The sequence below is a fragment of the Vogesella perlucida genome, assembly GCF_979366545.1.
Genome location: NZ_CEETRO010000002.1, coordinates 58874 through 73906, shown reverse-complemented (window position 1 = coordinate 73906; position 15033 = coordinate 58874). Strand labels below are relative to the sequence as shown.

14 protein-coding genes are annotated in these 15033 nt (G+C 61.1%); 6 read left to right on the top strand and 8 right to left on the bottom strand.

All coding sequences use genetic code 11. From position 1 onward, the window contains the following. The first annotated feature begins 69 nt into the window (after positions 1 to 69). Positions 70 to 930, top strand: coding sequence for a D-alanyl-D-alanine endopeptidase (gene pbpG, locus ACZ9XP_RS02930; protein WP_240803428.1), 861 nt, complete (start codon positions 70 to 72; stop codon positions 928 to 930). A 60-nt stretch (positions 931 to 990) separates the two neighbouring features. Here the strand turns inward: pbpG and ACZ9XP_RS02925 are convergent, their stop codons facing one another. The 5 genes from ACZ9XP_RS02925 to ACZ9XP_RS02905 form a co-directional block, all read right to left on the bottom strand. Beyond that, positions 991 to 2037 carry an ABC transporter ATP-binding protein gene (locus ACZ9XP_RS02925; protein ID WP_147685618.1) on the bottom strand — a complete coding sequence of 349 codons (1047 nt, stop codon included), beginning with the start codon at positions 2035 to 2037 and terminating at the stop codon, positions 991 to 993. Next, positions 2037 to 3647 (bottom strand): ABC transporter permease, encoded by a 1611-nt coding sequence (locus ACZ9XP_RS02920; protein ID WP_147685616.1) that lies wholly within the window; start codon positions 3645 to 3647, stop codon positions 2037 to 2039. Before ACZ9XP_RS02920 ends, ACZ9XP_RS02925 begins: the two co-directional genes overlap by 1 nt. Before the next feature lie 143 nt (positions 3648 to 3790). Beyond that, on the bottom strand, positions 3791 to 4783 hold the full coding sequence (locus ACZ9XP_RS02915) for an extracellular solute-binding protein (protein WP_147685614.1): 993 nt from the start codon (positions 4781 to 4783) through the stop codon (positions 3791 to 3793). 104 nt (positions 4784 to 4887) lie between these two features. Then, complete coding sequence (locus ACZ9XP_RS02910; RefSeq protein ID WP_465187958.1) at positions 4888 to 6168, bottom strand: flagella assembly protein FlgT middle domain-containing protein; 1281 nt, start codon at positions 6166 to 6168, stop codon at positions 4888 to 4890. 3 nt (positions 6169 to 6171) lie between these two features. Further along, positions 6172 to 6906, bottom strand: a complete 735-nt coding sequence (locus ACZ9XP_RS02905) for an LPP20 family lipoprotein (RefSeq protein ID WP_465187957.1) — start codon at positions 6904 to 6906, stop codon at positions 6172 to 6174. 183 nt (positions 6907 to 7089) lie between these two features. Here ACZ9XP_RS02905 and ACZ9XP_RS02900 point away from each other — a divergent pair, with 183 nt between their 5' ends. The 5 genes from ACZ9XP_RS02900 (at position 7090) to mscL (ending at position 11579) form a co-directional block, all read left to right on the top strand. Beyond that, complete coding sequence (locus tag ACZ9XP_RS02900; protein WP_147685608.1) at positions 7090 to 7653, top strand: peptidylprolyl isomerase; 564 nt, start codon at positions 7090 to 7092, stop codon at positions 7651 to 7653. Positions 7654 to 7670: 17 nt separating this feature from the next. Continuing rightward, a complete protein-coding gene (locus tag ACZ9XP_RS02895; RefSeq protein ID WP_147685606.1) occupies positions 7671 to 8168 on the top strand; it encodes a peptidylprolyl isomerase in 498 nt (165 codons plus the stop codon). Positions 8169 to 8215: 47 nt separating this feature from the next. Beyond that, a complete protein-coding gene (locus ACZ9XP_RS02890) occupies positions 8216 to 8941 on the top strand; it encodes a UDP-2,3-diacylglucosamine diphosphatase (RefSeq protein ID WP_465187956.1) in 726 nt (241 codons plus the stop codon). A gap of 284 nt (positions 8942 to 9225) precedes the next feature. Continuing rightward, a complete protein-coding gene (locus ACZ9XP_RS02885) occupies positions 9226 to 10893 on the top strand; it encodes an L-lactate permease (protein ID WP_147685601.1) in 1668 nt (555 codons plus the stop codon). A 221-nt stretch (positions 10894 to 11114) separates the two neighbouring features. Further along, positions 11115 to 11579: a large conductance mechanosensitive channel protein MscL gene (gene mscL, locus ACZ9XP_RS02880; RefSeq protein ID WP_147685598.1), complete on the top strand. Its 465-nt coding sequence runs from the start codon at positions 11115 to 11117 to the stop codon at positions 11577 to 11579. A gap of 107 nt (positions 11580 to 11686) precedes the next feature. Here mscL and ACZ9XP_RS02875 read toward each other — a convergent pair whose 3' ends face one another. The 3 genes from ACZ9XP_RS02875 to ACZ9XP_RS02865 all read right to left on the bottom strand — a co-directional run bounded on the left by ACZ9XP_RS02875 (position 11687) and on the right by ACZ9XP_RS02865 (position 15031). Next, entirely contained in the window at positions 11687 to 12622 is a 936-nt protein-coding gene (locus ACZ9XP_RS02875) for a carbohydrate kinase family protein (protein WP_465187955.1), read from the bottom strand. A 90-nt stretch (positions 12623 to 12712) separates the two neighbouring features. Then, positions 12713 to 13678 (bottom strand): porin, encoded by a 966-nt coding sequence (locus ACZ9XP_RS02870; protein WP_147685594.1) that lies wholly within the window; start codon positions 13676 to 13678, stop codon positions 12713 to 12715. Between the two features lie 231 nt (positions 13679 to 13909). Further along, positions 13910 to 15031: a sn-glycerol-3-phosphate ABC transporter ATP-binding protein UgpC gene (locus ACZ9XP_RS02865; RefSeq protein WP_147685592.1), complete on the bottom strand. Its 1122-nt coding sequence runs from the start codon at positions 15029 to 15031 to the stop codon at positions 13910 to 13912. Positions 15032 to 15033 lie beyond the last annotated feature (2 nt).

Below are 15033 nucleotides of genomic sequence, written 5' to 3'. Positions count from 1 at the left end.
GCATCACCGGGTGTGATACAGCCCTGCCAGCGCCTTACCTGCCGCATGAACACTGCATCGGAGCCATGAATGATGCTCAGAACCTTTGCCCTGCTAGGCTGCCTGGCCGCCAGCAGCATGGTGGCGCATGCCGCCCAGCCTGTAAACCTGCAAACCCAGGCATTGACCAGTAGCCCGCGACTGAATTCCCAGTCGGTAGCCGTGGTGGACTCGCAAACCGGCAAGCTGGTTTACGAAAAAAACCCGCTGCAAGCCCAGCCCATCGCGTCGATCACCAAGCTGATGACTGCCATGGTCATGCTGGACGCCGGCCTGTCGCTGGATGAACCCATCACCATTACCGAAGACGAAGTAGACCGCCTGAAAAACACCAGCTCGCGCCTGAGTGTGGGGTCTACCCTGACCCGCCGCGAGATGCTGCTGTTGGCGCTGATGTCGTCGGAAAACCGGGCATCGGCCTCGCTGGCGCGCACCTACCCCGGCGGCAAGGCTGCGTTTATTGCCAAAATGAACCAGAAAGCCCGCAGCATCGGCATGCGCAATGCCGTGTTCCACGATGCCACCGGCCTGGACATGCGCAATACCGCCACCGCCATGGACCTGGTGCGCATGGTGAAAGCAGCCTACCAGTACCCGCTGATCCGCCAGTTTTCCACCACGCACGAATACATTGCCCACCCTAGCCCTACCCGCGTGCTGCACTATAAAAACAGCAACCCGCTGGTCCGTGAGGGCGAGTGGGATATCGGCCTGTCCAAAACCGGCTACATCGAAGAAGCCGGCCGCTGCCTGGTGATGGAAACCACCATGGGCAGCCAGCGCCTGATCGTGGTGCTGCTGGCGGCCAACGGTTCGGCTGCCCGCGTGAACGACGCCAAGTCCATCAAGACCTGGCTGGAAGCACACCCAAATAGCTGGCTGTCAGGCTAAGCCTGCGCAGTACGACAAAAAGGTTGGCCGCGGCCAACCTTTTTTGTTTTACCAGAGCACTCAGGCGCGGCGGAACGCGATCAGGTGATCCAGTTCCAGCCGGATGCCGATGGCCTCGCCAATGGCGTGGTTGTGGTGGCTAGGCACCTGTGCCAGCACCTGCTGGCCGGAATCCAGCTGCAGCGTGTACAGGAACTCGGAGCCACGGAACACCTTGCCCAGCACCTTGGCCGTCACCGGGCTGGCATCGTCGTGCACCACGTCATCGGGGCGCAGCAGCACGTCTACCTGGTCGCCCTCGGCAAACTGGCGCGGCACCGCGCTGCAGTACTCGCCCAGCTCCAGCGTGACGCAGCGCGGGCCGGTGACCCGCCCCGGCACAAAGGCGCCCTGGCCGATAAAGTCGGCCACGTAACGGCTGGCCGGCTCGTGGTACAGCTCGTACGGTGGTGCCCACTGCTGCAGCTGGCCCTGGTGCATCACGCCCACCTTGTCGGCCATGGCAAAGGCTTCGTGCTGGTCGTGCGTGACCAGAATGGCCGTGGTGCCCTGTGATTTCAGAATATCGCGCACCTCGCGCGACAGCCTTTCGCGCAGATCGACATCCAGGTTGGAAAACGGCTCGTCCAGCAGCAGCAGCTGCGGTTTGGGTGCCAGCGCCCGCGCCAGCGCCACGCGCTGCTGCTGACCGCCGGACAGCTCGTGCGGGAAGGCCTGGGCATACGCCTGCAAGCCCACCACTTCCAGCACCGTCATCACGCGGGCCTCGCGCTCGCTGCGTGGCAGCCTGCCCAGGCCAAAACCCACGTTTTCCTGCACATTCAGGTGCGGGAACAAAGCGTAATCCTGAAACACCATGCCGATCTGGCGCAGGTGCGCCGGCACACTGTCGACCACGCTGGCCAGACGGCGGCCCGCCAGGTGGATCTCGCCGCCAGCCAGCGGCTCAAAGCCGGCGATACAGCGCAACACCGTGGTCTTGCCGCAGCCGGAGCTACCCAGCAGGCAAGCTATCTCGCCCTGCTGCAGGGCAAACGACATGTCATTGACAACGGTTTTGTCGCCATAGCGTTGCGACACCGACTGTAGTTCAAGCAAGGCACTCATCAGGCAACATCCCGTTGGCGCGACAGCAAAATGGTGGGAATCAGCCCCACCAGCACGATGGCAATGGCCGGCAGCGCTGCCTGGTCCCACATGCCTTCGGCTGTCATGTTGTAAACGCGTACCGATAGCGTGTCCCAGCCGAATGGCCGGGTCATCAGGGTGATGGGCATTTCCTTCATCACATCGACAAACACCATCAGCACGCCGGTAAACAGGCCGCCGGACAGCAGCGGCAGATACACGCGGCGCAGCAGCGCCCAGCCCGAGTAGCCCAGGTTGCGCGCGGCTTCATCGTGGCTGCGGGTAATGCGGTTCATTGCCGTGTCTACCGACGAATACGCCACGGCCAGAAAACGCGCCACAAAGGCCAGCAGCATGGCCAGCAAGGTGCCTTTGAACACCGCCGTTACGTCGCCGCCCCAGCCCATCAGGGCAATGATCTGGTTATCCAGCCACGCCACCGGCACAAATACACCTACCGCCAGCACGGTGCCCGGAATGGCGTAACCCATGGTGGCCACCCGTGCCAGGTTGCGCATGGCCTGGCTACCCTGGCGCCGTACCAGGTAGGCCAGCACCAGGGCGATAGCGGTCACCAGCACGGCGGCAATCAGCGACAGGCTGACCGAACGCCAGGCGTAGCCCAGGAAGTCACTGCTGAACTGGTTGGCAAAATCCAGCGATGCCCAGTACGCCAGCTGCAGCATGGGAATGACAAACGCCACCAGCACCACGCTGCCTGCGGCCAACGTCGCCACCCAGCCACGCCAGCCGGCCAGCAGCAAACGCGGCTGCGGGGCGGCACGGCCCGCCTGGGCGTAGGCACGGCGGCCACGGCTGCGCTGCTCCAGCACCAGTACGATGAACACCAGAATGACCAACAACGAGGCGATCTGCTTGGCGGTATCCAGCGAGAACAGCGCAAACCAGGCCTTGTAGATAGCGCTGGTAAACGTGTCGTAGTTAAACACCGCTACCGTGCCAAAATCAGCCAGGCTTTCCATGATCACCAGAATCAGTCCGCCGGCAATCCACGGCCGCGCCATGGGCAGGGCGATGCGCCAGAAACCCTGGCTGCGCGACAGCCCCAGGCTCTGCCCTACTTCCAGTGCGCGCCGGCCCATGGTGGCAAAAGCATTACGGCTGAGCAGGTAGACATAGGGGTAGAACGCCAGCGTCATCACCAGCACCAGCCCCCAGGCACTACGGATTTGCGGGAACCAGCGCATGTCCTCGAAGTGCGGCCGCAGCCAGGTTTGCACCGGCCCGGTAAATTCCAGCAGGCCCACCTGGGCAAAGGCCAGCACATAAGCCGGCATGGCCAGCGGCAGCATCAGCGCCCAGTTGAAGATGCGGCGGCCAGGAAAGTCGTATACCGCCACCAGCCAGGCCAGGCTGACACCCAGCAGCAGCACACCAGCCCCCACGCCCAACAGCATGATGGCAGTGTTCTTGAACAGTTCCGGCAGGGTGAAGTCGATCAGGTGTGACCAGATAGCCGGGTCGGGGGTGAGCGCCGACAGCATCACCACGCCCAGCGGCACGATGGTGCACAGGGCTATCAGGCAGGCCAGCAGCCAGGGAATCACAAGCGTGTGCAGGCGGCTCATGGCAATAAAGGGGCAAGGAAAAGGGGCATTATCGTTGCAGGCATGCAATTTAGGAAAGACAGCGTCGCGCAAAAAGGCCGCAGCAACAAAACAGGGGCGCCGTAGCGCCCCCGCTTATCGGCCACCAGCGGTGGCTTGCCGGCTTACTTGTAGCCCATACGGTCCATCAGTTTCACTGCTTCAGCCTGCTTGGCACCCGCTTCGGATACGTTGATCAGGTCAGACTTGAAGCTGCCCCACGAAGCCACGGTCGGATTGGCTTTTACTTTAGGGTTGGCCGAGAACTCCATGTCGATATCGGCGTACAGCTTCTGCGCTTTTTCAGACGACAGCCATTCCAGCAGCTTCACTGCGCCTTTCGGGTTTTTGGCATGCTTGGTCACACCAGCGCCGGATACGTTAACGTGTACGCCGTTCTGTTTCTGGTTGGCCCAGAAGATGCCTACTTGCAGATTCGGGTTCTTTTTCAGCAAGCGGCCATAGTAGTAGGTATTGGCAATGCCCACGTCACACTGGCCAGCGTCGATGGCTTCCAGCATCTTGGTATCGTCCGGGAACACAGGCGCCGCCAGGTTATCCACCCAGCCTTTCACCACTTTCTCGGTGGCGGCCACGCCCTTGTCGGCGATCATGGTGCCCACTAGCGACTGGTTGTACACCTTTTTGGAAGTACGCAGGCACAGGCGGCCTTTCCATTTGGCGTCGGCCAGGTCTTCGTAGCTGGACAGCTGCTCCGGCTTCACGGTTTTCTTGTTGAAGAAAATGGTACGGGCACGCACGGACAGGCCAAACCAGTTACCGGCCGGGTCACGCAGGTTGGCCGGAATGTTGGCCGCAAGCACGGTGGACTTTACCGGCTGGAACAGGCCCATATTGCTGGCTTGCCACAGGTTGCCGGCGTCTACAGTCATGAAAATATCGGCAGGGGTATTGGTGCCTTCGGCTTTCAGGCGTTCCATCAGCGGGCCTTCGCCGCCGCTGACCACGTTGACTTTCACGCCGGTTTCTTTTTCGTAGGCTTCCAGAATCGGCTTGATCAGCTGCTCGGCACGCGCGGTGTACAGCGTGATCTCTTCTGCCATCGCCACGCCACTGAACGCTGCCAGTACCGCAGCCAACATTACTTGTTTCTTCATGACCCGCTCCTGTTCATTGCCCGGCAAGGGCAAGGTGTTTCAACATGGGGGCCGAGTATAAACAGTGAAGAGAACCGTTATCAACACCATTTCGCATTTCAGTATTATTTAGGTAAAACAGGGAACCTCACCCAGTCGCCGGCGTCTACTTTCAGTTTTCCGTTGCGCAAACGGGCCACCGCAAAACGCGGCTGCACCTGCTCGATTTCCACATCGCCCAGCTGTAGCTCGGGCACCCCCAACACCTCGCCGTCGGTACGGCGGATCTCGGTAGCCGGGCGGGGCTTGTACACCACCAGGCGGTCACGCACGGCCAGGCCATCCAGCGCCCCGGCAGACAGGTACACCTTGTCACCCTCTACCCTGGCCACACGGGTAGCAAATGGCAGGCACTGCACGGCACTGGACACCTTGGCGGCTATTTCTTCCAGCACCAGGCCCATCACCTGCCCGTACTCCGACTCCACCATGGCGTCTACGTTAAAGACGCGGCTGGATTGCGGGTGCACATCGCCCCTGGCGACGCGGCGCAGGTTATCGCGTAGCAAAATGCCACCACTCAGTGTGTCGTACAGCCAGTATTCGATTTCAAAACGCCGCTCGACCGGCACGTTACGCACCGACAAGCCCAGCAAGCCCGACAGCGGCCCGGTGTAATACGTACCCTGCCCGCTTGGTGTGCCACTGCCGAATACATCGACACGGGGTTCGCGGCGGGTCACAGCGGTATCGACAATGCGCCCGGCCAACACAAATTGCGCGCCCTCACGCCGGCCTATCTCGCGCACGGTGTCGGCGGCGGCGCTCGCTTCCAGCATGCGCCCGCCAGGAAAAACCGACATGGTGCCCGCGTACAGCGCCTGGGTTTCGCGACGCAGGTTGAATAACCGTACCAACTCCCCCGGAAACCAGTTGGCAATGCTGCCCAGGTCGCTGGCGTCTGTCGGCCGCTCCAGCTGGAAATAGCTGGTAACGATACGGCGGGCCAGAAAGCGCCCGGGCGGCATGGCCGCGCGCTGGCAGGTATCGGCCTTTTGCTCACCGTCGGCCGCATCGGTATCGTGCTCCACTCGCACCAGCAGCAGGCCATCGCGCAGGGTTTCAGACAGCACGCGTGTTTTGCCCGGCAAGCTCAATGGCCCCAGCATCATGCTTTCCGCCGTTTGCAGCCCATCCACCACCTGGCTGGACGCCAGCATGCCGCCACGGTGGGTAATGGCAATCTGGCGCAAAGCGTCGCCAATGGCCGCTTCGCGCGCAGCCACACGGCCGGCTTCCAGCGAAGCCACACCCTCGGCCTGATACACCTCGGCCCGCGCGCCGGGCAGCGCGAAAACAAACGCCGCCCAGCAGGCGGCGCGTAACAGTATGGATAGTCGCATCATGTCCTAGTGCGAAACGTAGAAGTCCCCGCCGTATACACAACCACTGTCAGTGCAACCCAGTTTGCTGCCATCCGCCGCAGGCAGTACCCGCGCCGCGGCGGCAACATTCCCCGCGCTGACCAAGGCTGTACGATACGCTTTGAAGAAGCCTTCATCCAGTACCACTTCGGCAATGGTTTCGCTGCTGCCGTCGGCCTTGAACTCGGTAGACAGCAGACGTACGCCGCGCAGATAGGCATCCACATACACGCGGAAGGTATCGTTGACCGTTACCAGGTTACCCACCGAGCTGCTACCGGACAGCTTGAAGCCCTGCACCTGCTCGGCCACCGCACGGTAAGCATCCAGCTGCGAAGCGCGCATGGCCAGCAGGCGGCGCTGCACCGGCGACAGCTCTTTGCTGCTTGGCGGCGCGCCATAGCCCACCACACGAATACGCAGTGCATTGAACGACTCTTGCTTGTGCTCGGCTGGCGGGTCGGCCAGCGGGCCGACATAGGCGCCACCCATCATCACGCCACCAGGCGACATCACCGGCTGGCGCGAAATACCGGGCTGCTCGTGGCTACCCCCCACGGCAGGGGCCTGCGCCACCGCGCCGTGCGTATCGGCAGCTGCCGGGGCCACGGCTACCACAGACCAGCCTTCACCCGCAGTGTTGGCCGCAGGCGTGGAGGCGCAAGCCGACAGCACGGTCATGGCCAGCAAGCCGGGAATCATTCGGGTGATATTCTTCATTATTTCGCTCCGCCGAGTATGCATATCATTTTATAGCCACATCGGCTTATCGGACATCAAATAAAAATCTTGAGCCAGCTTACACTTTTAATTTAGAAAGCTGCCCTGACCTTGCGCAATCTACCGCATGGTGGCCGGCGTGATAAACTGCCAACCGCCCGCATTTTAGGACTTTAGTTCACCATGAAAAAACTGCTGTGCTCCCTGCTGATGCTGCTGCCACTGTCGGCACTGGCTGCCCCTACCGTGGAACTGGCTACCAACAAAGGCCTGATCACCATCGAGCTGGACGCCGCGCGCGCGCCCAAGTCGGTAGACAACTTTGTTGCCTACGTGAAAGCCGGCCACTACAACGGTACCTTGTTCCATCGCGTGATCGACGGCTTCATGATCCAGGGTGGCGGCTTTGCCATCAAGGACGGCGAACTGGCCCAGAAGCCCACGCGCAGCCCTATCGCCAACGAGGCTGACAACGGCCTGAAGAACGTGATCGGCAGCATTGCCATGGCACGCACCAATGACCCGAACTCTGCCACTTCGCAGTTTTTCATCAACCTGGTGAACAACGATTTTCTGGATTACCGCAGCAAAACCCCGCAAGGCTGGGGTTATGCCGTATTTGGCAAGGTAACGGCCGGCATGGATGTGGTAAACCGCATTTCCAAAGCCCGCACCGCGATGATAGGCGGCATGCAGGATGTGCCTATCGAGCCGGTCGTTATCACCAAAGCCACCTATAAACCCTGATAGCAAGGATAGACAACATGATCAAGCTGACCACCAACCACGGTGACATCGTACTGGAACTGTTTGCCGACAAAGCCCCGAAAACGGCGGCCAACTTCGAGCAATACGTGATCGACGGCCACTACGACGGCACCATTTTTCACCGTGTGATCAATGGTTTCATGATCCAGGGCGGTGGTTTTACTGCCGACATGCAGCAAAAAGACACCCGCGACACCATCGAAAACGAAGCCAATAACGGCCTGTCCAACAAGACCTACACCATTGCCATGGCCCGCACGCCGGACCCGCACTCGGCCAGCGCCCAGTTCTTCATCAACGTATCCGATAACGACTTCCTGGATTTCCGCAGCGAAACCATGCAAGGCTGGGGTTACTGCGTATTTGGCCAGGTCGTACAAGGACAGGACGTGGTAGACCGCATCAAGACCGTGGCCACCGGCCGCAAAGGTGGCCACCAGGACGTACCGGTAGACGCCGTCATCATCGAAAAAGCCGAAATCATCCAGGGCTAAGCCGCCCTGCACAGGCCGCCTCGTGCGGCCTTTTTCATTCTTGACACATGGCCATACACTTCATATCCGACCTGCACCTGCACCCGGGCGAGCCCTGGCTGGGGCAGCTGTTTACCCGCACGCTGGCAAGCTGGCGCGGGCAGATCGACGCCCTGTATATCCTGGGCGACCTGTTCGAGTACTGGGTAGGCGACGACGACACCGACCCTTTTGTACACGACATGCTGGCCGCCATGCGGGCATTCAGCGCCAGCACGCCGCTGTACGTGATGCGCGGCAACCGCGATTTCCTGCTCGGCCCCGGCTTTGCCGCTGCCAGTGGTGCCACCCTGCTGGACGAACCCTACCTGCTGCAGGCCTGCGGCCAACCTTATGTACTGGTACACGGCGACGGCCAATGCACGGACGACGCAGCCTACCAGCAGTTTCGTGCCATGGTGCGCCAGCCAGCCTGGCAGGCCGCCTTCCTGCACAAACCGCTGGCCGAACGCCACGCCATCGCCCAGCAGATACGCGGCATGAGCCAGGCCAAGAAGCAGGACGAAGGCCTGAACGAGATGGGCGATGTCACCCCGGCCGCCATTGATGCGCTGCTGGCGGCCCACCCCGGCGCCACGCTGATCCACGGCCATACCCACCGCCCGGCCTGCCATACACAGCAGCTAAACGGCGAAACCCGCCAGCGCTGGGTGATTGCCGACTGGTACGCCGGCCGTGGCGGCTATCTGCGCCTGGACGAACACGGCCTGAGCGCCCACCCACTCGCCCTGTAAGCCATGGTTGGCCGCACGCTGCGGCCAACCCATCCCTCTTGTTTGAGCACGCCCCCTACCCCTTGCCCGCGCTTTGCCCAAGCTGCCAGCCAGCCGTACATACCGGCCCAATATGCAGGAAAAACAGCGATAAGGGTTACCCCGCAAGGGTTTTCCCGCAAGGGGCAGCCCCAACTGACACAAGATTTGCCTGCCGCTACAGTGCGCGCCAGAAGCGGTAAAACCGGACAAGCCCCAGGGTTTATTGCCGGTGGCCGCGGCCCGACACAACAAGGAGAGCAATCATGTGGTCACACGTTTATGACCCGCTAGGCAACCCGTGGCTGTCCACGCTGGCCGCCAGCATCCCGGTAATCGTCCTCTTGGGCGCACTGGGCATTTTCCATATCAAAGCGCACATTGCCGCCCTGCTGGGCCTGGCGACCTCGCTGCTAGTCGCCGTGGCCGTATTCGGCATGCCGGGCGATATGGCGATGAGCGCCACCCTGCTGGGTGCGGCCAACGGCCTGATGCCGATTGGCTGGATCATCCTGAACGTGATCTTCTTGTATCAGCTTACCGAGCGCAAAGGCCAGTTTGCCGTACTGCGCGAGTCCATTTCCGGCATTACCACCGACCGCCGCCTGCAGCTGTTGCTGATTGCATTCTGCTTTGGCGCGTTCTTTGAAGGTGCTGGCGGCTTTGGTACCCCGGTAGCGGTGACCGGCGCCATGCTGATCGGCCTGGGCTTCTCGCCGCTGGCCGCGTCCGGCCTGTCGCTGATCGCCAACACAGCCCCGGTAGCCTACGGTGCGCTGGGTACCCCGATTACCACCCTGGCCAAGGTAACCGGCCTGGATGTGCTGCAGATTTCGGCCATGGTTGGCCGCCAGATGACCATCTTCGCCATCATCGTGCCGTTCTGGCTGCTGATTGCCTTCTGCGGCTGGCGCAACACCCTGCGCATCTGGCCAGCGGTGCTGGTAGCCGGCCTGTCGTTTGCCATCCCGCAGCTGATCGTGTCCAACACCATGGGCCCGGAACTGGTTGCCGTGATTGCCTCGGTGTGCTCCATTGCCGCCCTGGTAGGTTTCCTGAAAGTATGGAAACCGGCCGAGATCTACACCTCCACCGCCGGTACCATGGGTGGCGAAGCCGCACTGGGTGCCAAAGAAGTGGTATCCACCAGCAAGCATGGCTACAGCCGTGGCGAAGTGATTCGCGCGTGGCTGCCGTGGCTGATCCTGTCGGTTTGCGTGTTTGCCTTCGGCTCGCCGGCAGTGAAGAAAATCCTGGACGGTATTTTCACGCTGGAAATCCAGTGGCCAGGCCTGCATAACCTGATCTACAAGATGCCGCCAGTCGTGGCCGAGCCGCACCTGGAAGCCGCCATTTACAAGTTCAACCTGCTGTCCACCACCGGCACCGGCATTCTGGTAGCAGGCCTGATTTCCGCCTTCATCATGGGCTACCGCCCGTCCGAAATGGTCAAAGTGTACAAAGAGACCTTCTGGTCGCTGCGCTACTCGCTGATTACCATCGTGGCCATGCTGGCGCTGGGCTATGTCACCCGCTTCTCCGGTGTGGACATCACCCTGGGCCTGGCCTTCTCGCATACCGGCGTGTTCTACCCCTTCTTCGGCACCCTGCTGGGCTGGCTGGGCGTAGCGCTGACCGGCTCCGATACGGCGGCCAACGTACTGTTTGGCGGCCTGCAGAAAGCCTCGGCACAGCAACTGGGCTTGTCGCCCGTGCTGATGACAGCGGCCAACTCGTCTGGTGGCGTGATGGGCAAGATGATTGACGCCCAGTCCATCGTGGTGGCGTCTACCGCGACCCAGTACTACGGCAAGGAAGGCGTAATCCTGCGTTACGTGTTCTTCCACTCGCTGGCCCTGGCTTGCCTGGTGGGCCTGGTGGTATCGGCCATGGCCTACCTGCCGCCGTTCACCGCACTGGTCATCCACCCGTAAGCAATCACTAATGAATAGTGCAGGCACCAACCCCGGCCCAGGCCGGGGTTTTGTCATTTAGCCAAGTCAAATCGCACTACTCATAAGTCAAATCTAAACAGTTGATCTGCAATTTAAATACTAAATAATCAAATAGCCTGATTTGCTTCAACTTTTCTGATTTTCGTTCGATACTTATCTGGCTTGTTAATCTTCATTACAAAATCACAAGGGGGGCACACATGTCCGTACTGAAAGAATTCCGCGAATTTGCCATGCGCGGCAACGTAATCGACCTGGCAGTCGGTGTGGTGATTGGTGGTGCCTTCGGCGCTATCGTCAAGTCGCTGGTGGACGACGTGATCATGCCGCCTATCGGCCTGCTGGTCGGCAATGTCGATTTTGCCAATATGTTCATCGTGCTGAAAGAAGGCGCCAAGGCCGCGGCCCCGTACGCCTCGGTCGCGGCGGCCAAGGAAGCCGGCGCGGTGACCATGAACATCGGCCTGTTCATCAATGCGCTGGTCAGCTTTACCATCGTGGCCTTCGCCATCTTCATGCTGGTAAAAGTGATCAACCGTCTGAAGCGTGAAGAAAAAGTGGAAGAAGTCGCGGCCGAACCCACAACCAAAGAATGCCGCTACTGCCTGTCCAGCATCCCGGTAAAAGCCACGCGCTGCCCCTGCTGCACCTCGCAGCTGAACTAAGCTTACGCTGCCAGCCAGGCACAAGGCCGCCCGTGGGCGGCCTTGTGCTTTTCGGCGCGGGCACTGCACGCCCATCGGACGCCTGGCACCGCGTCTTGCGCGCCACCTCAAACCATCGCAGCCACCTGCGGCAGCAAACGCTGGCACAGCGTATCCACCACACTGCGCGGCGGCACGGCAGCGCCGGCCACCCCGCACGCTGCGCTACCACTGGCGACCGCTGCCGCCAGATGCTGAGCTGGCGTGGCCTGCGGGGTGTGCCACAGGCTGGCCAGCAAGCCGGCCATGCTGGCGTCGCCCGCGCCGACCGTATCCACCACTGCCACCGGCGGTGGTGCCAGCTGCCAGCGCTGGGCGCCCGCCCACAGCTGTGCCCCTGCCGCACCGCAGGTATACAGAATCAAGGCCTGCGGGTTCCACTGCTGTAGCGTCGCCAGCGCGGCGGCCTGATCGTGGTGGCGGAACAGCCCGGCCAGGTCTTCGTCCGATACCTTTACCACGTCGGCCAGCGCCACCATCTGGCGCAGCATGTCGTCGTAACGGGCATCCATTGCCACGCGAAAATTCGGGTCGTAAGCCAGTCGTACCCCGGCGGCCTTCAGCTGCTGCGCCTGCGCCAGTAAACGCCCCGCCAACGGCGGGCGGGCCAGGCTGATCCCGCCAAACAATGCCCAGCGCGCTGCCTGCGGCCAACCTGGCGGCAAGTTGGCCGCATCAAAATGCAGGTCGGCGCTGTGATCACCCACAAAGAAATACTGCGGTGGCTGCGTGCTGTACACCATGGCCAGCAAGGGCGAGGCGTCCACGGGCTGTATATAGCGCAGATCCAGCCCCGCCTCGGCACTGGCTAGCTGCAGCGCCTCACCAAAACAATCGCGGCTGATGGCCCCGGCAAACGCAGCCGGCAGCCCCCAGCCCGCCAGGATACGCGCCACATTCCACGGGGCACCGCCCGGGCGCGACAGCCAGCGGCCATCGGGCTGGATAATCATGTCGGTCAAGGCCTCGCCAAAACAAAGCAAGGCTGCCAAGGGCTGTGTCATTGTGTCTCCTGCATGAAAAAAACCTGCCGCAGCGCGGCAGGCCAAGACCTCATCCGGAACTGGCAGCCCAAGCTGCCATGCACAGCAGCATCAGAAGCCGATGTGCACCCCGCCAAACAGATAGCTGTCACGCTTGCCATTGTTTTTCTTGTCCGACTTGTACTCGGCAAACAGGCTGGTCTTGAAACGGCTGTCCTTGCCGGACAGATCGTAGTCGGCCCCCAGCAGGGTCACTTTGTGTTTGCCACCATTTGTGTAGCCATAGTCTTTGGTATTGATGTAACCGGCACGCACGCCAACACGCTGTGGCTTGTACTCGGCGTACACCCCCACGCTCTTTTGCGTAAGGCCTGTCACGTTCTTGGAATTGTTCAGCTCTGTGGCCAGGGTCAGGCCGGCTGCCGGCATCAGCTTGAACGCGAGCAGGGTGTCTTTCAGCGTGCCACCGGCAGCCACTTTTTGCTGGCCAAAAGACAAACGGGTGCCGAACATGCCTTGCTCGTAAGTACCACTGGCTGCCCAGGCGTCGGTCGCACGTGGCTGGGTGGTGGTCTTATCTTCACCTGGCGAGTAGCTGAACGATAGCGCCAGGCCATCCAGCTTGGGTGCCTCGTATTTGAAAGCACCGCGGCTGCTGCCACCGCCGCTGGCGATGTCGCCACGGTCCGGGCCCACGTCGTAGGCGTACAGATTGGCTTTGAAGTAGCCATCGCCATAAGCATTAATGCCACGGCCCAGTTTTACAGTACCAAACTCGCCTTGCAAGCCGACAAAGGTATCGCCATTGGCAAAATGGTCGGTGCCTTTATTATTATCCAACTTGATATCGGTATTGACTTGCAGCAGCGCTTTCAGACCATTGCCAATATCGGCGCTACCCACCACATTCAATTCTGAACCACCGTCTTCTACTGCACGGTTGCTAATACCGTTTTCTTTTTTGGATGCCATGCCGACCTCTACTTTGCCGGTGAATTTGATATCACCATCCAGGGCAAATGCGTGACCAGCCATCAGGGTGCCAGTGATCAGCAGGGCAATGTGTTTTTTATTCATGCTTGTCTCCGTTTGTGTTTATTTTCCAGCGCTTGCCGGTAAGGCTTATTTAAGACGCCAACAAACATGTAGCCAACACATTACAAAACAAACCCGCTCATTTTTTAAAACAAATTGGTTACCCGCAACAAAACATTATTCATAAATAAAACACACCATTAACAATTGAAATACAGCACATATAAATAAAGGCACCCTTCGGTGCCTTTATTCACAATCGCCCCCGGCGGCTCAGGCTGCGGCCAGGCTGGCGGCCAACCTGGGCAAGGCTTCGTCCGCCGTGTCAAACACATGCAAGCTGGCGGCGGGCAGCGCAAAGCGCAAGCTATCGCCGATGGCGGCGCTGCTACCGGCCAGTTTTACCACCAGCGGTGCGGGCGACAAGCCGGTTTCCAGGTAGGCATAGCTATGCTCGCCCAGGTGCTCCAGGTGAGTAATCCGGCCCTGCAGGCTGCCCTCGCCCACCTGCACGTGCTCGGGGCGAATGCCCACCGTCACCGTCGAGCCTGCCAGCTGGCCGCTAGCGTTCACCGCCGCGTGCAGCGTGGCCGTACCCGCCAGGCACTGCAAACCGCTGCTGCTGGCCTGGCTGACCTCGGCCGGGAAAAAGTTCATGCCTGGCGAGCCGATAAAGCTGGCCACAAAGCGGTTCTTCGGGTGATGGTACAAGTCCAGCGGGTGGCCCACCTGTGCGATGCTGGGCAGGCCTTCCTGCCCGGCCAGCGGCTTGAGCAGCACGATCTTGTCGGCCAGCGTCATGGCTTCTACCTGGTCGTGCGTCACGTACACCATGCTGGCGCTGCCCAGCTGGCGGTGCAGGCGGGCGATCTCTACCCGCGTCTTCACCCGCAGCGAGGCGTCCAGGTTGGACAGCGGCTCGTCAAACAAAAACACCTTGGGCTGGCGCACGATGGCGCGGCCAATGGCCACGCGCTGGCGCTGGCCGCCGGACAGGGCGCCCGGCTTGCGGTCCAGCAGCGCGGTAAGGTGCAGCGATTCGGCCGCGCTGCGCACGCGGCGCTCGATCTCTTCCTGGCCCAGCTTCAGGTGGCGCAGACCAAAAGCCATGTTGTCGTACACCGTCATGTGCGGGTACAGCGCATAGCTCTGGAACACCATCGCCACGTCGCGCTGAGCCGGTGGCACGTCGTTCACGCAACGGCCGTCAATATGCAGTTCGCCGCCGCTGGCGTCGTCCAGGCCGGCAATCAGGCGCAGCAAGGTGGACTTGCCGCAGCCGGACGGGCCGATGAATACGCAGAACTCGCCCGGTGCAATGGTGAGGTTGATGTCGGCCAGGATGGGGTTGCCACCAAAGCGCTTTTGAATGCCCTGCAAACGGATTTCGCTCATGA